This is a genomic window from Enterobacter cloacae complex sp. HYC074_NIDB (assembly GCF_056673345.1).
Genome location: NZ_CP114214.1, coordinates 424,838 through 444,025, shown reverse-complemented (window position 1 = coordinate 444,025; position 19,188 = coordinate 424,838). Strand labels below are relative to the sequence as shown.

Here is a 19,188-nt window from a genome sequence, read left to right as displayed (position 1 = left end):
TCTACGCTCCCTGGACAATAGCGTCATTGGCTTTGATGGCATTGAGGAGGCACTCGATGCAAATTGTTCCGTTAAGCGGTAGATACTGACCGGGAAGCAATGGAATAGGTAATGGCATGGTGGCCGGGGCCGCCGCCATTGTTCTCTTTGTTCTCCGCAGGTACGTCGCTGTCGTACCGTACTCAATCTTCCCGGCCTCAAGCCGCAGGTAGCTCCCGCCGCCAATCAGCGTGATGCGCTTTTTCCCGGCAAACGAGATGTCACTTGCTGAGCTCAGCGTCAGCTTTCTCTCCGCAAACAACCGCATGTTCGCATTTTGCGCCTGGACATCGATTGGCCCTTCGCCGGATTTCAGGCTCAGTTGACCGGTGCGGGCAAAGAGCCCCAGTTTCTCCCCGGTAAGCAGGGTCGCATTGCCCATTGCTCCGGCGCTGATATCCCCTCCGGCGTTAATGGCAACGTTTTTTGTGGCTGCCATTTGCAGGTGCTCACCGCTGGTCAGCGCCATCCCTGCCGGGGCCGAGAACAGCACGGCTTCATTGAGCGGTTTCAGCCGCTGCTCAAACATCTGTATCTGGCTGTCGATATCCGCCTTCAGCGCCTGCGCCTGCTCTGCCGCCATCTCCAGCTGCTGAAGCTGTTTCAGGCAGACGTCGATCTCCCTGAGTGCCGTGCTCATCTCCAGCACCCCGCCTGCGGCCTTCTGCTGCCCGTCCGCGGTGACAAACAGCCCCTTTGCGACGCGAATAACGCCGTGCTCATCGGTCCGGAGTTCAAAGCCTTTGCCCCGGGGCTGCTCCTGCGCTTCCACCTGATGCCCGCTGTTCAGCTGCGTTTTGCCGTACTCCGTGGCGAGCTTGATGTGCTCCTCCCCGCGCTTATCCTCCATCCGCAGCTTGTTGTTGGCGGGCGTGCGCAGCACGTTGCGGGTGTGGTTGTCGCGGGAGACAGGGTCCGGATGTTCAGAATCGTGCAGGGCATATGCGATATACGGCAGGTCAATATCACCGTTGCTGTATGCTATCGCCACTTCGGTCCCGTCGGTGAGCGGCGTGTGCCAGCCCAGCGTGTCACCGGCATACGGTTTCGCCATCCGCAGCCACAGGTAGCTGTAACCGGCTTCCGTCCCCTCCCGGTCGAAGTCGAGCTTCACCCGATAGCGGCCCTGCTCGTCAAGGTGAGCGTAAATATCATTTTTCTCCCGGCTCTCGACCCGGGCCGGAAGCGTGCCGTGGATTTCCGGACGCGGGATGTCCGCAGGGCGGAAACAGTACCGTTCGGTGTAAGGCATGCCCCACACCGACACGTGCAGGCGGGAATCACGGGCCCCCCGGAAGGTCACAAGCGTGAGGACAACACCCTCTTTCAGGGCATCAATGACATCGCCCTGCGGCTCCAGCACCTGCCCGGGCGTGAGGTGGGCAGCATTGCTGAACAGGTGAATGCGGGCTGATTTGATGAGTTCCCGCTCGTGGTGGATGCGGGCATAAAAGGCCCCGGATTCGGTTTCCGGCTCAGGGCTGGTGTCATCACCCGCCTCACGGTAAGGCGCGGCGTAGCGGTAATGCTCCCCGGTGGTGACCCCATCATGACGCACGCTGACCGTCGCATCCATCGGCGTGGTGGCTGTCCGGTAGTTGTAATCCCGCGTGGCGACGGTGCCGGTGACACCCCTGTGCCAGGTCCGCACATCCCAGACCGATTCCGCCGCGCCGTCAAACAGACCCGAGGGCTTGCGGTACGGCAGCCGCACGTCAAACCGGTAGTTAAGCTGGCTGTCGGCAAATATGTACGTATCCAGACCGCGCACGTCGTCCATCTCCGTACGCCAGTAAATGCCCACCTCGGACAGAATACGCCGGATAAACTCAAGGTCCGTTTCCCGCCACTGGGTGATAATTTCACGCGGCGGGTAGGTGCGCGCCAGCCTGAATTCAAAATCAGGTCCCTCCAGTCCGTGCTTGCGCAGCACCTGCTCCACCACTTCCGGAACGGACTGGTTCTGAAACACGGCGCACTGCCGGGTGTATCCCAGGAGCGCCAGACGGGAACTGAGCGTAAGCCGGTAGTGAGACTGGTCTTTTGATGTGGACAGCCATTCCAGGCGGGTGACGATGCCGTGGACATTTTTGCCGCTTCGCATCCGGAAGGTGGCATATTTCATCAGCACCTGTTCCGGAGGAATGCTCGCCTGTGGGGTGGTGAACTCGATGTCCCACCGGAACGGCTCGCTCAGGGCTTCCCTGCCACGAAAACGCAAAACATCCGGCTTCACTGGACTGTCAAAAATATCCAGAAAGTAACGGGTCTGTCCGTCAAAAAGCGCCAGCCAGTTATCCATAACAAAAACCTGATAATAAATAGGGTTAAATCAGGATGGTTACATGCCGAGACGGGACTGTAAATGACTGAAACAGGAGTTAAATTCTGAAAATGAAGGACAAATCAAATTACCATCACCTTGCGCAGCGCCTGCGCCAGCTGTGCGCGGGTGAACGGTTTTCGCAGTAACTGAACGTCCGGCAGCTGTGGGTTATGCGCCGGGCGCAAATCCTGCCCGCTGATCAGCAGCACCGGCAACTGCGGATAGTGGCTGCGTACATGGCCGATCACCTCCGCACCGCTCAGGCCGCCCGGCAGCATCAGGTCGCTGATAAACATGCCGATATCCGGTGATGCGTCCAGCATGTTCAGCGCCTGCTCGCCGTTTTCGGCTTCGAGCGTCAGGTAGCCAAGCTGGTGCAGTTGCTCACACAGGGTCTGCCGCACGCCCGCCTCATCTTCCAGGACCAGCACAAGCAGCTCACTTTCTGTCGGGGCCGTGGTCGCCAGCGCGGCATCATTGGAGAACGCGGGCAGCGTCGAGCGCGGCAGCTGGAGCCGCACGGTGGTTCCCTGCCCCGGCGCGCTTTCGATCTCAACGCGCCCCCCGGACTGACGCACAAAGCCGTACACCATCGACAGCCCTAATCCGCTGCCGCTGCCGGTCTGTTTGGTGGTGAAGAACGGTTCAAAGACCTGCGATTTCACCTCCTGCGACATCCCACAGCCGTGGTCAATCACCTCCAGCGCGACCATATCCTGCCTGCGCCCGTCGCTGCGGGTCACACGCTGGTTCCAGGTGCGGATTTTAATCACACCGTTTTGCCCCTCCATTGCATCACGGGCGTTCATCACCAGGTTGATAATGGCGTTTTCCAGCTGGCTGACGTCAATCCATGCGGGCCAGGCCGGGGTTTGCGCTTCAATATCCAGCGTCAGCGTGGCGGGAAGGGAGTGCCGCATCAGCTCGCTCAGGTTCTCCAGCAGCGGCTTCATCTCTACCGCATGGGGTTGCAGGGATTGCTTGCGCGAGAAGGCCAGCAGACGCTGGGTGAGCATGGCCCCGCGTTCCGCGGCTTTGAGCGCACGAGTGATGCGCGGCGCGTCCGGTGACGCTGAATCGGTCAGCTCCAGACTGCCGATAATCACCGCCAGCAGGTTATTAAAATCATGCGCCAGACCGCCCGTCAGTTGCCCGACCGCCTTCATTTTCTGGCTGTGCAGCAGCGCCTCCTCCAGCCCCTGACGTTCGATGCGGTCGACCTCCATCTGCGAGGTCTTCTCCTTAAGCAGCCGCGTGGTGTGCTCCAGCGAAGCGGTATTGCGTGCAAAAACGTTAAACGCGCGCGCCAGTTCCCCCAGCTCATCACGCCGCTGTAGTGCGGGCACCGACACATTCTGCTCTCCGTGAGCGAGACGCGACATTGCCCTTGAGATAGCCGTCAGGTTGGAGCCCAGATTGCGATAAATATACCAGCAGGCGCAGCCGGTGATGATCAGCGCCAGCACCGCGAAAACGCTGATAAACACGCTGATGGAGCGCAGCTCCTGGTGACTTTGGGCGGTACGCAGCCGGGAGGCCTGCGCCACCTGTTCAACGTACTGATTGATGTCGCGGTTTAATATCGCTACCAGCGCCTTGATGTGGAACATGTACCAGCTGATGGACAGATCGCTCTCTTCCAGCTGCTTCGACAGTGGCGCGAGCTTGCGCAGCTCATCATTAAAATCCGGGAGCACCAGGTTGACCACCGGTTGCAGGGCGCTCGCGGGTAACATCGCGGTTACTGCATCCAGCTGCTGCACCGTGGCGCGCGGTGAAGGGGTATCAATGGCGGCAACGATCAGCCTGTCCATCTCTGCAAGCTGCCGGGCGTCTGGCACATTGCTCGCGTAACGACGGTTGATATCCTGCAAATGACGCAGGTAGCTTTGGCTTTGATACAGCGCGCTGAGCAGCGCGTTACGCTCCAGATGCCGTTTTTGCCCGCGCTCCAGCATTCCCGTCACGCTCTGCTGTAACTCATTGCTCCTGCGAATAATACGCGTCACCAGCGCCGGCTCCTGCTGCGCCAGCGGCGCATCGGCAAGCTGCTCCAGCGAGTGGCGCAGCGCCATTTGCGTCTGTTTAAGCCGCTCAGCTTCGCCTTTGTACTCCAGCGCACCGACCACCTGCGACAGCCGCACCGCCGCCGTTGCCACATTGGCCGTGTCGCGCGCGAGGTTCATGCTGCCGGTCATGTCATCCAGCGTTTGCTGCTGCACCTGCTCCTGGATCTGGCTGGCATGACGAAAGCCGAGCACCGCCACGCCGCTGACCATCAGCGTTACCGCCACCACCAGCAGGTTAAATATCAGCAGGCGACCGCGGGCGCTGGTGAAGAACGGGGGGCGTGATGGCATGGGTTTGGGCTCCTCTGCGGTTTGGTGCCCTCACCCTGGCCCTCTTCCCACAGGGAGAGGGAAAAGGAAAATGTGATGGCGATTAGCTATTCATAACTATGACAAATATGAACAGCTTCTGACATTTTGCATTTACGCGCCTGTGATGAAGTGCAGATATCGACATTCACAGGAGATCCGCCATGAGCAGAACCCCGGTTTTAGAGATGCGCCACATTGCCAAAACCTTTGGCAATTTCCACGCGCTCAAGGGCGTGGATTTGACGGTTTTCCCCGGTGAGATCCACGCGCTGATGGGGGAAAACGGCGCCGGAAAGAGCACGCTGATGAAGATCCTCGCAGGCGCCTATACCGCCAGCAGCGGCGACATCCTCATCGACGGTCAGCCGTTTCACATCAAAGGGCCGAAGGATGCGCTGGCCGCAGGAATTACCCTGATTTATCAGGAGATGCAGCTTGCTCCTAACCTGACCGTGGCGGAAAACATTTTTCTCGGTAGCGAGCTGTCGCGCGGCGGGCTGGTCCAGCGCAAAGAGATGGCTGCCCAGGCCCAGGCGGTCATTGACCGTCTGGGCGCGCAGTTCAGCGCCACCGACCTGGTCATGAAACTGACCATCGCCGAGCAACAGCAGGTGGAGATCGCCCGCGCGCTGCACCGCAACAGCCGCATTCTGGTGATGGACGAACCTACCGCCGCCCTCTCCTCACGCGAAACCCACCGTCTGTTCGAACTGATTTTGCGCCTGCGCGATGAAGGGATGGCGATTATCTACATCAGCCACCGCATGGCGGAAGTGTATGAGCTTTCCGATCGCGTCAGCGTGCTACGCGACGGGCAATACGTCGGCAGCCTGACGCGCGACAAGCTCAACGCCTCCGAGCTGGTGCGCATGATGGTGGGTCGTCCGTTAAGCGACCTGTTTAACAAAGAGCGCGATATTCCGCTCGGCAGCCCGCGTCTGAACGTGCATCACCTCACGGATGGCAAAAAAGTGCAGCCGTGCAGTTTGCAGGTGCGCTCCGGTGAAATCGTCGGGCTGGCAGGGCTGGTCGGCGCCGGGCGTTCTGAGCTGGCGCAGCTGATCTTCGGCGTGCGCAAAGCCACCGGCGGCATGATTGAGGTGGACGGCGAACCGGTGGTGATCCACTCCCCGCGCGCGGCCATTGAGAACGGCATCGGTTTTCTCACCGAGAACCGCAAGGAGCAGGGGCTATTTCTGGAGCTGGCGGCGCAGGAGAACATCACCATGGCGACGCTGGAGCGCGACGCCACCTTCGGCTGGCTGAACCGCAAAAAAGCGCAGTCTATTTCCGATGACGCCATCGCCCTGCTCAATATCCGCGTGCCGCATTCTCAGGTGCGCGCAGGCGGGCTCTCCGGCGGCAACCAGCAAAAACTGCTGATCTCCCGCTGGGTGGCGATAGGCCCGCGCATTCTGATTCTGGACGAACCCACGCGCGGCGTGGACGTCGGGGCAAAAAGCGAGATCTACCGCATCATGAACCAGATGGCGCGCAAAGGGGTGGCGATCCTGATGATCTCCAGCGAGCTGCCGGAAGTAGTAGGAATGAGCGACCGGGTGTACGTGATGCGGGAAGGCAGCATTGCGGGTGAACTGCACGGGCGCGACATCTCTCAGGAAAACATCATGACGCTGGCAACCGGCGTGAACGACACACATCATCAGGCGGTGTAATTATGACAACTCCAACCCATCCGCAGCAGGTGGCGAAATCCGCCTCTGCCAAAAAAATGCTGATGAGCGATCTGATGCAAACGATCGGCATTTTGCCGATTTTAATCCTGATTGTGGCTGTATTTGGCTTTATCGCTCCGAACTTTTTCACAGAAAGTAACCTGCTCAATATTACCCGGCAGGCGTCGATCAACATTGTTCTGGCGGCCGGGATGACCTTCATCATCCTGACCGGCGGGATTGACCTCTCCGTGGGCTCGATTCTGGGCACCACGGCGGTGGCGGCGATGGTGGTCTCGCTTATCCCTGAATTTGCGATGCTCTCCATTCCGGCGGCGCTAATGCTCGGTATGGTACTGGGGCTGTTCAACGGCGCGCTGGTGGCCTTCGCCGGACTTCCGCCATTTATCGTCACGCTCGGCACCTACACGGCGCTGCGCGGCGCGGCCTACCTGCTGGCGGACGGCACGACGGTCATTAACTCCAACATCAACTTCGAGTGGATCGGCAATAACTACCTCGGCCCGATCCCCTGGCTGGTTGTGATCGCCCTGGCGGTGATTGTGGTGTGCTGGTTTATTCTGCGTCGCACAACCCTCGGCGTTCACATCTATGCGGTCGGCGGCAATATGCAGGCGGCGCGCTTAACGGGCATTAAGGTCTGGCTGGTGCTGCTGTTTGTCTACGGCATGAGCGGCCTGCTCTCCGGTCTCGGCGGCGTCATGAGCGCTTCACGTCTCTACAGCGCCAATGGCAACCTCGGCACGGGGTATGAGCTGGATGCAATTGCGGCGGTGATCCTCGGCGGCACCAGCTTCGTCGGCGGGATCGGCACGATCACCGGCACGCTGGTCGGTGCCTTGATCATCGCCACCCTCAACAACGGCATGACGCTGATGGGCGTCTCCTACTTCTGGCAGCTGGTGATCAAAGGGGCGGTGATCATCATTGCGGTGCTGATCGACAAATACCGTACCCGACACCATCAAAGTGCATAACAACAATACCCTACGTGAGGAATACAGCATGAGATTGAAGCCCTTAGTGACCGCGCTCTGTGCTGGCGCGCTGCTGGCCGCAACCCCGTTTGCGCAGGCAAAAGATCTGAAATCCATCGGCGTGACGGTGGGCGACCTGGCTAACCCGTTCTTCGTGCAGATCACCAAAGGTGCCGAGCTGGAAGCGCGCAAGCTGGCGGGGGACAACGTCAAGGTGACGCTGGTCTCCAGCGGGTACGATCTGGGCCAGCAGGTGTCGCAGATTGATAACTTCATTGCGGCGAAAGTGGACATGATCATCCTCAACGCCGCGGATTCCAAAGGGATCGGCCCGGCGGTAAAACGCGCCAAAGAGGCGGGGATCGTGGTCGTGGCGGTTGACGTGGCGGCGGAAGGAGCCGATGCGACCATCACCTCCGATAACACCCAGGCGGGTGAGATGGCCTGTAAGTACATTACCGACCGCCTGAAAGGTAAAGGCAACGTGGTGATCATCAACGGGCCGCCGGTTTCTGCGGTACAAAACCGCGTGGAGGGCTGCCAGACCGAGTTCAGGCGCCACCCGGATATCAAAGTGCTCTCGGATAACCAGAACGCCAAAGGCAGCCGTGAAGGCGGGCTGGAGGTCATGACCTCCCTGCTGGCGGCTAATCCGAAGATAGACGGCGTATTCGCGATTAACGATCCTACCGCGATCGGCGCCGATCTGGCCGCGAAGCAGGCGCAGCGCAACGAGTTCTTTATCGTTGGTGTGGATGGCAGCCCGGACGGTGAAGAAGCCCTGAAGCGCGAAAACTCCCTGTTTGTGGCGACGCCAGCGCAGGATCCGCAGGTGATGGCGGCGAAGGCGGTGGAGATCGGCTATGACATTCTTCAGGGCAAACCTGCGCCGAAAGAGCCTGTGCTGATCCCGGTGACGATGATCGATAAAAAGAACGTCGGCACGTATAAGGGGTGGACGGTTAAATGATCCTTTTCCCTCTCCCACCGGGAGAGGGAACTGTTTTCAAGGAGTCCCCATGAAACGCTCCGACATCAATGAAATCCTCGGCCATACGCGGCAGTTCTTCTCCATGCACGACGTGCATCTCCCGCCTTTTGCCAGCTTTCCGCCGACAAAATGGCAGCAGCTTGACCAGGCCGCATGGCAGGAGGTGTTTGACCTCAGGCTCGGCTGGGACGTGACGGCATTTGGTGGCAACAACTTCGCTGCACAGGGGTTAACGCTGTTCACCCTGCGCAACGGCTCCCCCAACGGCGTGCCCTATGAAAAGTGCTATGCCGAAAAAATCATGCACGTCCGCGACGGCCAGGTGACGCCGATGCATTTTCACTGGCGCAAGCGGGAGGACATCATTAACCGCGGCGGCGGGAATCTGATTATTGAGTTATGGAATGCGGGCGCGCATGAAGAGACCGAAAACACCGACGTGACCGTTACCGTCGACGGCTGTCGGCAGACGCACACGCCCGGCAGCCAGCTGCGCCTCACACCAGGGGAGAGCATCTGCCTGACGCCCGGCCTGTACCACAGTTTCTGGGGTGAACGCGGCTTTGGCGACGTGCTGGTGGGCGAAGTGTCGTCGGTCAATGACGATGAACACGACAACCACTTTTTACAGCCCATTGACCGCTACAACACCATTGAAGAAGACGAACCGGCGGTGCTGGTGCTGTGCAACGAGTACAACCTGTTTCGGATATAAGGAGTGAATGATGCCATTGATTTCTCTTGCCGATGGTCTGGCCCACGCCAGGGAACACCGCTACGCCCTGGGCGCGTTCAACGTGCTCGACTCCCACTTCCTGCGCGCGCTGTTTGCCGCCGCGAAACAGGAACGCTCGCCGTTCATCATCAACATCGCCGAAGTGCATTTTAAGTACGTGTCTCTGGAGTCGCTTGTCGAAGCAGTGAAGTTCGAAGCCGCCCGTCACGATATTCCCGTGGTGCTTAACCTCGACCACGGGCTGCATTTTGAGGCCGTCGTGCGCGCCCTGCGCTTAGGGTTCAGCTCGGTGATGTTCGACGGCTCGACGCTGAGCTATGAGGAAAATATCCGCCAGACGCGGGAAGTGGTGAAGATGTGCCATGCGGTGGGCGTCTCGGTAGAGGCGGAGCTGGGCGCGGTCGGGGGTGATGAAGGGGGTGCGCTTTACGGGCATGCGGATGAAGCCTTCTTCACCGATCCGCAGCTGGCGCGCGAGTTTGTCGATTTAACCGGTATCGACGCGCTGGCGGTCGCCATTGGCAACGCGCACGGCAAATACAAGGGCGAGCCGAAGCTTGATTTCCCGCGTCTGGACGCCATTCGACAGCAGACGGGCCTGCCGCTGGTTTTACACGGCGGCTCTGGCATAAGCGATACTGATTTCCGCCGCGCCATCGAGCTGGGCATTCATAAAATCAACTTTTATACCGGCATGTCGCAGGCCGCGCTCGCCGCCGTTGAGCAGCGCATGGCAAACCGCCAGCCGCTGTACGATGAATTTGCAGAGCTGCTGCTGGGCATTGAAGAGGCCATTACCGATACGGTTGCGGAACAGATGCGCATCTTCGGCAGCGCGGGGCAGGCATAATGGAACGCAAAGGGATTATCGCCGCAGGCAACATGCTGGTGGATCACGTCCACCAGATCGTACAGTGGCCGGAGCGCGGCTGGCTGGCGGAAATCACCCACAGTGAGCGCTCAACCGGCGGTGCGCCGCTCAACGTTCTGCTGACGCTGGCGAAAATGCACGTCGGCCTGCCGTTACAGGCGGTGGGGCTGATTGGGGAAGACAGCGACGGAGACTATATTCTGGCGATGCTCGACCAGTATCACGTCAATCGCCAGCGCGTGCAGCGTACAACGTTCGCCCCAACGTCGATGTCGCAGGTGATGACCGACCCCAGCGGACAGCGCACTTTTTTCCACTCGCCGGGCGCCAACCGCCTGCTGGATCTTCCCGCCTTCGATCGTTTAGACGGATCGCTGAAGATCTTCCATCTCGGCTACCTGCTGCTGCTCGACAGCCTGGACATGCCGGACGAGGAATTTGGCACCCGCAGCGCGCGGTTACTGGCACAGATGCGCGATCAGGGGTATGAAACCTCGCTCGATCTGGTGTCCCGCAAGGGCGATCCGCGCTATCAGCCGCTGGTGCTCCCTGCCCTGCGCCATCTTGATTATCTGGTGATTAACGAGCTGGAAGCCGGTGAGTTTAGCGGGCTTGAGATCCGTGACGGCCATGATGCGCTGAACATGGCCCATATCGCCGACGCTGCCACACAACTGCTGGCGGCAGGCGTGCGACAGCGGGTGGTGATCCACTGTCCGGAAGGGGCATGGGGTGAAGCGCCGGGTGAAAAAGGGCAATGGGTTCCGTCGTGGAAGCTGACGCAGGACGAGATTATCGGCAGCGTCGGCGCGGGCGACGCGTTTTGCGCGGGCTTTTTATACGGCTGCCATGAATCCCTGCCGCTGACGGAGAGTATTTATCTGGCGCACGCCTGCGCGCGGGCCAGCCTGCTGGCGGCTAATGCGATTGACGGCGCGAAAACGCTGGCCGAGCTTCAGGCGTTTATTCAGGAGAACGGTCAGGCGGCTTTCTCATGATGGGAAACGTCCGTGGCAAAAACATAGCCCAGACCGCGAATGGTTTTGATCAGCAGAGGCTGGTGCGGATTGACCTCAATTTTTCGCCGTAGCCGCATGATCAACACGTCGATAGTGCGGTCAAAGACCTCGGCGCTTTCGCTGTGGGTCAGCTTCAGCAGCTGTTCACGACTCAGTACCCGGCGGGCGTTTTGCGTTAATGCCAGCAGCAGGCCATATTCGCCCTGGGTTAACGGCACGGTATTACGCTGCGGATCGCTCAGCTCGCAGCGGGTGGTGTCCAGCGTCCAGCCGTTAAAGGCAATACCTTCAACGCGCGGCGCGGCAGGCTCCGCGTCCAGCGCGCCGGTACGACGCAGCACCGCCTTAACGCGGGCGACCACCACGCGCGGATTGAACGGTTTTCCGATGTAATCATCAGCGCCCATTTCCAGCCCGACGACCACATCTGATTCACTTCCCAGCCCCGTCAGCATTACCACCGGTAGCGATGGTCGCTGCTTTTGCAGTTGCAGTAAAACCTGTAATCCGTTGATATCCGGCAGCATCATGTCCAGCAGAACCAGCGCAATGCCGGAGTCCTGCTGGACACGGTTCACCGCGTCCTGCCCAGAGTGACACGTCAGTACGGTAAAGACGTGCTCGCTGAGCACATCCTGTAGCAGTTCGCAGACTGCGACATCATCGTCAACCACCAGAATCGCCGGTTTCATCGCATGCTTCCGTCAGGGAATTATGTTAAGTCTGAACCATTCTGCCGCCGGCTCCAGCCGAATTGTTTTTTACGTGACGGAAATTCAATCCATGTCACATCCCCTGCCCTTTCGACACGTCAATTTTGACGATTGGCTGTTTTTCGTCAGGGTTTTGCCCCGCAAAGGGTCGTAAAGTCAGGAAATACCCATAATAAAAACATGGCATAGAAGCTGCATATTGGGCAGGTAAGAACTGTTTAACTGGAGCAAAGTGATGAAAAAAGTCGTCACGGTTTGCCCTTATTGTGCCTCAGGTTGCAAGATCCACCTGGTGGTCAATAACGGCAAAATCGTCCGGGCGGAAGCGGCGCAGGGTAAAACCAATCAGGGCACGCTGTGCCTGAAAGGATATTACGGCTGGGATTTTATTAACGATACCCAAATCCTCACCCCGCGCCTGAAAACCCCTATGATCCGCCGCGAGCGCGGCGGCAAGCTGGAAGCCGTCACCTGGAATGAAGCGCTGGATTACGTCGCCACGCGCCTCAGCGCCATCAAGGCCAAGTATGGCCCGGATGCGATTCAGACCACCGGCTCCTCACGCGGAACCGGGAATGAAACCAACTATGTGATGCAAAAATTCGCGCGCGCCGTTATTGGTACCAATAACGTCGACTGCTGCGCTCGCGTCTGACACGGCCCATCGGTTGCAGGTCTGCACCAGTCGGTCGGTAACGGCGCAATGAGTAATGCCATCAACGAGATAGATAATACCGATCTCGTCTTCATCTTTGGTTATAACCCGGCGGATTCTCACCCTATCGTCGCGAACCACGTTATTCGCGCTAAACAGAATGGGGCGAAAATCATCGTCTGCGATCCGCGCAAAATTGAAACCGCGCGCATTGCGGATATGCACATTGCATTGAAAAACGGTTCAAACATCGCGCTGTTGAACGCAATGGGGCACGTCATTATTGAGGAGAACCTGTACGACCAGGCGTTTGTCGCGACCCGTACAGAAGGCTTTGAAGAGTATAAGAAAATAGTCGAGGGCTATACGCCTGAATCCGTCGAAGCGATAACCGGCGTCAGCGCGCAGGAGATTCGTCAGGCGGCCAGAATGTATGCCGGGGCAAAAACCGCCGCCATTCTCTGGGGCATGGGCGTGACCCAGTTCTACCAGGGCGTGGAAACCGTGCGCTCGCTCACCAGCCTCGCCATGCTGACCGGCAATCTGGGTAAAGCGCATGTGGGCGTGAACCCGGTGCGTGGTCAGAATAACGTGCAGGGTGCGTGTGATATGGGCGCGCTGCCGGACACCTATCCGGGCTACCAGTACGTCAAATTCCCGGAAAACCGCGAGAAGTTTGCGAAGGCCTGGGGCGTGGAGAGCCTGCCGGCACACACCGGGTATCGCATCAGCGAGCTGCCGCACCGCGCGGCGCACGGTGAAGTGCGTGCGGCCTACATCATGGGTGAAGATCCGCTCCAGACCGACGCCGAACTGTCCGCAGTGCGCAAAGGCTTTGAGGATCTGGAGCTGGTGATTGTTCAGGATATCTTTATGACCAAAACCGCGGCAGCGGCGGATGTGATTTTGCCGTCGACCTCCTGGGGCGAGCATGAAGGTGTCTATACGGCGGCAGACCGCGGCTTCCAGCGCTTCTTCAAGGCCGTCGAGCCGAAATGGGATCTGAAAACGGACTGGCAGATCATCAGCGAAATCGCCACCCGCATGGGCTACCCGATGCACTACAACAACACCCAGGAGATCTGGGACGAGTTGCGGCATCTGTGCCCGGACTTTTATGGGGCAACCTATGAAAAAATGGGTGAGCTGGGCTACATCCAGTGGCCGTGCCGGGATGAGTCAGAATCCGATCAGGGGACGTCATACCTCTTTAAAGAGAAGTTCGACACCCCGAACGGGCTGGCGCAGTTCTTCACCTGCGACTGGGTCGCGCCGATCGATAAGCTCACCGACGAGTATCCGATGGTGCTCTCCACCGTGCGTGAAGTGGGCCACTACTCCTGCCGTTCCATGACCGGCAACTGCGCCGCGCTGGCGGCGCTGGCGGATGAACCGGGTTACGCGCAGATCAACACCGCCGATGCCGAACGGCTCGGTATTGAAGATGAAGCGCTGGTGTGGGTGAATTCGCGTAAAGGCCGCATCATTACCCGCGCGCAGGTCAGCGACCGTCCGAACAAAGGGGCGGTCTATATGACCTACCAGTGGTGGATTGGCGCCTGCAACGAGCTGGTGACCGAGAACTTAAGCCCGATAACCAAAACGCCGGAGTATAAATACTGCGCCGTAAACGTGGAGCCCATTGCGGATCAACACGCTGCGGAACAGTATGTGATCGACGAATATAACAAGCTGAAAGCCCGACTGCGCGAAAGCGCAATGGGTTGAAGCCGTTAATTTATCGTTGAATAAAGGGAGTGATATATTCACTCCCTTTTTATTTCCGATTAATTCATAAGAAATAGAAATTATTATTCTGGAAAGCGGCTCGCAGAAATAATGTAATTTACGCAGAATAGAATTACATCTTTGCATTTTAATTCAGAGGGATAAGATGTGCGGCGGGTGCTTAAGACTTTCTGTCTTGAGCATTGTTGAGGGACAGAAAGTAGAAAGCCCCGGGAAATTTTCATTTACCCGAGGCTACTCCCTCAACTCCAACAAGTTGAGAGTAGCCTCTTATTCTTTTTTTGACAAGGAGTAAAAGGCATGACGCCATTAAAAACTGCGTTAGGCATCGTCTTTATTGTTTGCCTGACGATAGTGATCTTTACCTTTATTACTCGCGGCAGGCTCTGCGAGTTTTCAATAAAGAGTGAGCATCAGGAGGTGGCGGCGAAATTAGCCTGTAACGCAGGCTAACCTCTTCGGGCGGAACGCGTGTTCCGCCCGGCTTGTGGGATGCTGAGGTCTTAACGCACCCGTTTTTTTCTTCTGTCGCCGCGATTATACTGCGCGGCGTGTACCCAGATGATAAGAATCCATGAAAATCCTTTTTCTGATGTTGTTATTTTTAACCGCGTTTGCCCATGCCGATGAGATAGGCAGCCAGTATAAAAAGCAGGCTGAAGCGGGCGATGCGCGCGCGCAGTATTATCTCGCCGATACCTGGTTCAGTTCCGGCGACAGCGCGCAGGCGGCGCTGTGGGCGGAAAAAGCGGCAAAAGGCGGTGATGTCGACGCCATGGCGCTGCTGTCGCAAATCCACTTTTCGCAGGGTGACTATGCGCAGGCTAAAGCCCTGGCCCAACAGGCAAACATTGCGGGCAGCAAACGCGGCGCGATCATGCTGGCGCGTGTGCTGGTGAACACGCAGGCGGGCAAAACCGACTACCCGCAGGCCATCGCACTGCTGCAATCGGCGACCGAAGACATCGATAGCGACTCGGCGGTAGACGCGCAACAGCTGCTGGGGCTGATCTATGCCAACGGCGTTGAAGTTCCTCAGGATGACGTGCAGGCCGCATCGTGGTTCAAGCGGAGTTCGGCTCTGTCCCGGACGGGCTATGCGGAGTACTGGGCAGGAATGCTGTTCAGGCAGGGTGAGAAAGGCTTTATCACACCGAATAAGCAGAAAGCGCTTTACTGGTTAAACCTGAGCTGTACCGAAGGGTTTGATACCGGGTGTGAAGAGTTTGATGCATTGAGCGGGGAGTAAATTGTTGCCCGGTGGCGCTGCGCTTACCGGGCCTACGGCTTATGTAGGCCGGGTAAGACGAAGCCGCCACCCGGCTTTTTACATCACTGGTCAGCCGTTTTATCAAAACGACCCAGTACCTCGCGTTCATACGCCAGCGCTTTTTTACGGTCGAACTTGTGTTCCCACTTAGCGATTACCAGCACCGCCAGCGCATTACCCACCACGTTCAGCGCGGTACGCGCCATGTCGAGGATACGGTCCACACCGGCAATAAACGCCAGGCCTTCCAGCGGAATACCGACGCTGCCCAGCGTCGCCAGCAGCACCACGAAGGAGACGCCCGGCACGCCTGCGATCCCTTTTGAAGTCACCATCAGCGTCAGAACCAGCACGATTTCCTGCCACAGCGACAGGTCAATGCCGTACAGCTGCGCGATAAAGATCGCTGCAATACTCTGATACAGCGTTGAACCATCCAGATTGAAGGAGTAACCGGTCGGTACAACGAAGCTGGTAATGGACGCCGGCGCACCGTAGGCCTCCATCTTCTCAATGATACGCGGCAGTACGCTCTCGGAGCTTGCCGTGGAGTACGCCAGAATCAGCTCATCCTTCAGGATGCGGATCAGGATCCAGATGCTGAGCCCGCACAGGCGCGCCACAATGCCCAGCACCACCAGCGCGAAGAACAGAATCGCGAAGTGCACCAGAATCACCAGCTTCGCCAGCGGCCACAGGGAGGCAAAGCCGAAGTTCGCTACGGTCACCGCAATCAGCGCGAACACCCCGACCGGCGCATAACGCATCACCATGTGGGTGACTTTGAACATGGTTTCGGAGATAGAGCGGAACACGGTCACCAGCGGTTCACGGTGCGTCGCGGGCAGGGAAGAAAGCCCCAGGCCAAAGAGTACCGAGAAGAAGATGATCGGCAGCATCTCGCCCTTCGCCATGGACGCGATAATGTTGGTCGGTACCAGCGAGAGAATAGTCCCCATCAACCCATGCGAATGGCTCTGCACATCGGCGGTTGTGCTTTGGTATTTCGAAATATCCACCGTCGCCAGCTGCGACATATCGATCCCGGCACCAGGCTGGAACACGTTCGCCAGGGTGATGCCAAGTACGATGGCAACCGTGGTGATCACTTCGAAATAGAGAATGGTTTTAACGCCGATGCGGCCTAACTGTTTCGCATCACCAACACCCGCGATACCGACTACCAGCGTCGAGATCACAATCGGCACAACAATCATCTTGATCAGATGAATAAAGATATCGCCCGCAGGGGAGAGAAGGTTCGCAATCAGCCACTCGCGACTGTCGCTATGATAATGGAGGTAACTGCCCAGCAAGATGCCCAGCACAAGGGCCAGCAGGATCTGCCAGGCCAGGCTGACTTTCAAATTTTTCATAGAAACTGACTTCCTCAATGAAATCTCCGCACCATCAAAACTGCATGAATATGGAGACATACTGAAAGGGTATGAATTGTGTTGCGTTGGTTTATGGGATTTTTTAACGCGCCGTATGAGTATCATTTGCACGGCATGCTGCGCAAGCCTTAAAGAACAAGGCATTTCACTGCAAAAAGTGTCATTGTCGGTAATTTATAGCAATTCGCATAAATAACCGTTTGTTATACAAAATATTTTCACCTCAAAAAAGTGAATAATTCTTCAGATGAATTATTTCCCTTCAAAGTTTCATTCGCTCAATTTTCATACTCTTCAGACATTGCGTGATCTGTCGCCCAAATACTAAACAAAGCTTGTAAAGCCCCTACTATTAACGTTTTTGCGACATATTATTAACATCTTACAAGGAGAAAAAAAGCCATGAGCCAAATACACAAACACGACATTCCCGCAAACATTGCGGACCGTTGCCTGATAAGTCCGGAGCAGTACCAGGAGAAATACCAGCAGTCCGTTTCCAGCCCTGACGCGTTCTGGGGTGAGCAGGGTCACATCCTCGACTGGATCAAACCTTATCAGAAGGTAAAGAACACCTCTTTCGCGCCGGGCAACGTCTCCATTAAATGGTATGAAGACGGCACGCTGAACCTGGCGGCGAACTGCCTGGACCGCCATCTTGCCGAACGCGGCAACGAAACGGCCATCATCTGGGAAGGCGACGATGCCTCTCAGAGTAAACACATCTCGTATAAAGAACTGCATCGCGACGTGTGCCGCTTTGCCAACGTGCTGCTGGCCCAGGGCATTAAAAAAGGCGATGTAGTGGCGATCTATATGCCAATGGTGCCGGAAGCGGCGGTGGCTATGCTGGCCTGCGCGCGCATCGGCGCGATCCACTCCGTTATCTTCGGCGGCTTCTCGCCGGAGGCGGTTGCCGGGCGTATTGTCGACTCGAATTCGAAGCTGGTGATCACCGCTGACGAGGGTGTGCGCGCCGGGCGCGGTATTCCGCTGAAGAAAAACGTTGATGAAGCGCTGAAAAACCCGAACGTGAAATCCATCAGTAACGTCATTGTCTTCAAACGCACGGGCGGCAAAATCGACTGGCACGAGGGGCGTGACCTGTGGTGGAGCGATCTGATTGAAAAAGCGAGCGACCAGCATCAGCCGGAAGAGATGAACGCGGAAGATCCGCTGTTTATTCTTTATACCTCCGGCTCCACCGGTAAGCCGAAAGGCGTGCTGCATACCACCGGCGGCTATCTGGTTTACGCGGCCACCACCTTTAAATACGTTTTCGACTACCATCCGGGCGACATCTACTGGTGTACCGCCGACGTGGGCTGGGTCACCGGCCACAGCTACCTGCTGTACGGCCCGCTGGCCTGCGGCGCAACGACGCTGATGTTTGAAGGCGTACCGAACTGGCCAACGCCGGCGCGTATGTGCCAGGTGGTTGATAAGCATCAGGTCAACATTCTCTACACCGCGCCAACGGCGATCCGCGCATTAATGGCGGAAGGCGATAAAGCCATCGAAGGCACGGACCGCTCTTCCCTGCGCATCCTCGGCTCCGTGGGCGAGCCGATCAACCCGGAAGCCTGGGAGTGGTACTGGAAGAAGATCGGCAACGAGAAGTGCCCGGTGATGGACACCTGGTGGCAGACCGAAACCGGCGGCTTTATGATCACCCCGATGCCGGGCGCCACGCAGCTGAAAGCCGGTTCGGCCACCCGTCCGTTCTTCGGGGTACAGCCTGCACTAGTGGATAACGAAGGCAATCCGCAGGAAGGCGCCACCGAGGGCAATCTGGTGATCGTCGATTCCTGGCCTGGCCAGGCGCGTACCCTGTTCGGCGACCACGAGCGGTTCGAGCAGACCTACTTCTCGACCTTCAAAAACATGTACTTCAGCGGCGACGGCGCGCGCCGGGATGAAGACGGTTATTACTGGATCACCGGACGCGTGGACGACGTGCTGAACGTCTCTGGCCACCGTCTGGGCACGGCGGAGATTGAGTCTGCGCTGGTGTCGCATCCGAAGATTGCCGAAGCGGCGGTTGTCGGCATTCCGCACAACATCAAGGGCCAGGCGATCTACGCCTACGTCACCCTGAACCACGGCGAAGAGCCGTCGCCAGAGCTGTATACCGAGGTGCGCAACTGGGTGCGTAAAGAGATTGGCCCGCTGGCGACGCCGGACGTGCTGCACTGGACCGACTCGCTGCCGAAAACCCGCTCCGGCAAAATCATGCGCCGTATCTTGCGCAAAATCGCGGCAGGCGACACCAGCAACCTCGGTGATACCTCAACGCTCGCGGATCCTGGCGTGGTGGAAAAACTGCTCGAAGAGAAGCAGGCCATCGCAATGCCTTCCTAGTGTTTT

General features: G+C 58.0%; 14 protein-coding genes. 10 read left to right on the top strand and 4 right to left on the bottom strand.

All coding sequences use genetic code 11. The annotated features are described in order from the left end of the window. Position 1: 1 nt before the first annotated feature. The gene (locus O1724_RS02130; protein ID WP_479982836.1) at positions 2-2,341 is read right to left on the bottom strand and encodes a type VI secretion system Vgr family protein; all 2,340 of its coding nucleotides are present in this window, start codon (positions 2,339-2,341) and stop codon (positions 2-4) included. 104 nt (positions 2,342-2,445) lie between these two features. Further along, positions 2,446-4,725: a hybrid sensor histidine kinase/response regulator gene (locus O1724_RS02125; protein ID WP_058659671.1), complete on the bottom strand. Its 2,280-nt coding sequence runs from the start codon at positions 4,723-4,725 to the stop codon at positions 2,446-2,448. 182 nt (positions 4,726-4,907) lie between these two features. Here O1724_RS02125 and O1724_RS02120 point away from each other — a divergent pair, with 182 nt between their 5' ends. Genes O1724_RS02120 through O1724_RS02095 form a run of 6 tightly spaced genes read left to right on the top strand, consistent with a single transcriptional unit; the run spans position 4,908 to position 11,016 of the window. Continuing rightward, positions 4,908-6,422 (top strand): sugar ABC transporter ATP-binding protein, encoded by a 1,515-nt coding sequence (locus O1724_RS02120; protein WP_003860238.1) that lies wholly within the window; start codon positions 4,908-4,910, stop codon positions 6,420-6,422. A 2-nt stretch (positions 6,423-6,424) separates the two neighbouring features. After that, positions 6,425-7,420, top strand: a complete 996-nt coding sequence (locus O1724_RS02115) for an ABC transporter permease subunit (RefSeq protein WP_003860239.1) — start codon at positions 6,425-6,427, stop codon at positions 7,418-7,420. Between the two features lie 28 nt (positions 7,421-7,448). Continuing rightward, on the top strand, positions 7,449-8,390 hold the full coding sequence (locus O1724_RS02110; RefSeq protein ID WP_003860240.1) for an ABC transporter substrate-binding protein: 942 nt from the start codon (positions 7,449-7,451) through the stop codon (positions 8,388-8,390). A gap of 49 nt (positions 8,391-8,439) precedes the next feature. Then, positions 8,440-9,126 carry a D-lyxose/D-mannose isomerase gene (locus O1724_RS02105; RefSeq protein WP_023315234.1) on the top strand — a complete coding sequence of 229 codons (687 nt, stop codon included), beginning with the start codon at positions 8,440-8,442 and terminating at the stop codon, positions 9,124-9,126. A gap of 10 nt (positions 9,127-9,136) precedes the next feature. After that, the gene (locus O1724_RS02100) at positions 9,137-9,997 is read left to right on the top strand and encodes a ketose 1,6-bisphosphate aldolase (RefSeq protein ID WP_003860242.1); all 861 of its coding nucleotides are present in this window, start codon (positions 9,137-9,139) and stop codon (positions 9,995-9,997) included. Further along, entirely contained in the window at positions 9,997-11,016 is a 1,020-nt protein-coding gene (locus tag O1724_RS02095; protein WP_003860244.1) for a carbohydrate kinase family protein, read from the top strand. Before O1724_RS02100 ends, O1724_RS02095 begins: the two co-directional genes overlap by 1 nt. On the opposite strand, the gene O1724_RS02090 is transcribed toward O1724_RS02095, so the two are convergent. After that, entirely contained in the window at positions 10,998-11,729 is a 732-nt protein-coding gene (locus tag O1724_RS02090; protein ID WP_003860246.1) for a response regulator, read from the bottom strand. The genes O1724_RS02095 and O1724_RS02090 overlap by 19 nt on opposite strands. A gap of 256 nt (positions 11,730-11,985) precedes the next feature. On the opposite strand from O1724_RS02090, the gene fdhF reads away from it, so the two are divergent. The 3 genes from fdhF (at position 11,986) to O1724_RS02075 (ending at position 15,403) form a co-directional block, all read left to right on the top strand. After that, positions 11,986-14,133: a formate dehydrogenase subunit alpha gene (gene fdhF, locus O1724_RS02085; protein WP_126297471.1), complete on the top strand. Its 2,148-nt coding sequence runs from the start codon at positions 11,986-11,988 to the stop codon at positions 14,131-14,133. A 321-nt stretch (positions 14,134-14,454) separates the two neighbouring features. Further along, entirely contained in the window at positions 14,455-14,607 is a 153-nt protein-coding gene (locus O1724_RS02080) for a Hok/Gef family protein (RefSeq protein WP_003860252.1), read from the top strand. Positions 14,608-14,728: 121 nt separating this feature from the next. After that, entirely contained in the window at positions 14,729-15,403 is a 675-nt protein-coding gene (locus O1724_RS02075; RefSeq protein WP_003860254.1) for a tetratricopeptide repeat protein, read from the top strand. Positions 15,404-15,486: 83 nt separating this feature from the next. On the opposite strand, the gene gltP is transcribed toward O1724_RS02075, so the two are convergent. Next, positions 15,487-16,800, bottom strand: a complete 1,314-nt coding sequence (gene gltP / locus O1724_RS02070; protein ID WP_003860256.1) for a glutamate/aspartate:proton symporter GltP — start codon at positions 16,798-16,800, stop codon at positions 15,487-15,489. Positions 16,801-17,223: 423 nt separating this feature from the next. On the opposite strand from gltP, the gene acs reads away from it, so the two are divergent. Then, positions 17,224-19,182, top strand: coding sequence for an acetate--CoA ligase (gene acs, locus O1724_RS02065; RefSeq protein WP_109948763.1), 1,959 nt, complete (start codon positions 17,224-17,226; stop codon positions 19,180-19,182). Positions 19,183-19,188 lie beyond the last annotated feature (6 nt).

Excerpts from the sequence above, each read along its gene's own strand:
- O1724_RS02115 (WP_003860239.1), top strand. The coding sequence starts at position 6,425 with ATGACAACTCCAACCCATCCGCAGCAGGTGGCGAAATCCGCCTCTGCC.
- O1724_RS02075 (WP_003860254.1), top strand. The coding sequence starts at position 14,729 with ATGAAAATCCTTTTTCTGATGTTGTTATTTTTAACCGCGTTTGCCCAT.
- O1724_RS02090 (WP_003860246.1), bottom strand. The coding sequence starts at position 11,729 with ATGAAACCGGCGATTCTGGTGGTTGACGATGATGTCGCAGTCTGCGAA.
- O1724_RS02105 (WP_023315234.1), top strand. The coding sequence starts at position 8,440 with ATGAAACGCTCCGACATCAATGAAATCCTCGGCCATACGCGGCAGTTC.
- O1724_RS02100 (WP_003860242.1), top strand. The coding sequence starts at position 9,137 with ATGCCATTGATTTCTCTTGCCGATGGTCTGGCCCACGCCAGGGAACAC.
- O1724_RS02125 (WP_058659671.1), bottom strand. The coding sequence starts at position 4,725 with ATGCCATCACGCCCCCCGTTCTTCACCAGCGCCCGCGGTCGCCTGCTG.
- O1724_RS02110 (WP_003860240.1), top strand. The coding sequence starts at position 7,449 with ATGAGATTGAAGCCCTTAGTGACCGCGCTCTGTGCTGGCGCGCTGCTG.
- O1724_RS02095 (WP_003860244.1), top strand. The coding sequence starts at position 9,997 with ATGGAACGCAAAGGGATTATCGCCGCAGGCAACATGCTGGTGGATCAC.
- acs (WP_109948763.1), top strand. The coding sequence starts at position 17,224 with ATGAGCCAAATACACAAACACGACATTCCCGCAAACATTGCGGACCGT.
- O1724_RS02120 (WP_003860238.1), top strand. The coding sequence starts at position 4,908 with ATGAGCAGAACCCCGGTTTTAGAGATGCGCCACATTGCCAAAACCTTT.
- gltP (WP_003860256.1), bottom strand. The coding sequence starts at position 16,800 with ATGAAAAATTTGAAAGTCAGCCTGGCCTGGCAGATCCTGCTGGCCCTT.
- O1724_RS02130 (WP_479982836.1), bottom strand. The coding sequence starts at position 2,341 with ATGGATAACTGGCTGGCGCTTTTTGACGGACAGACCCGTTACTTTCTG.
- O1724_RS02080 (WP_003860252.1), top strand. The coding sequence starts at position 14,455 with ATGACGCCATTAAAAACTGCGTTAGGCATCGTCTTTATTGTTTGCCTG.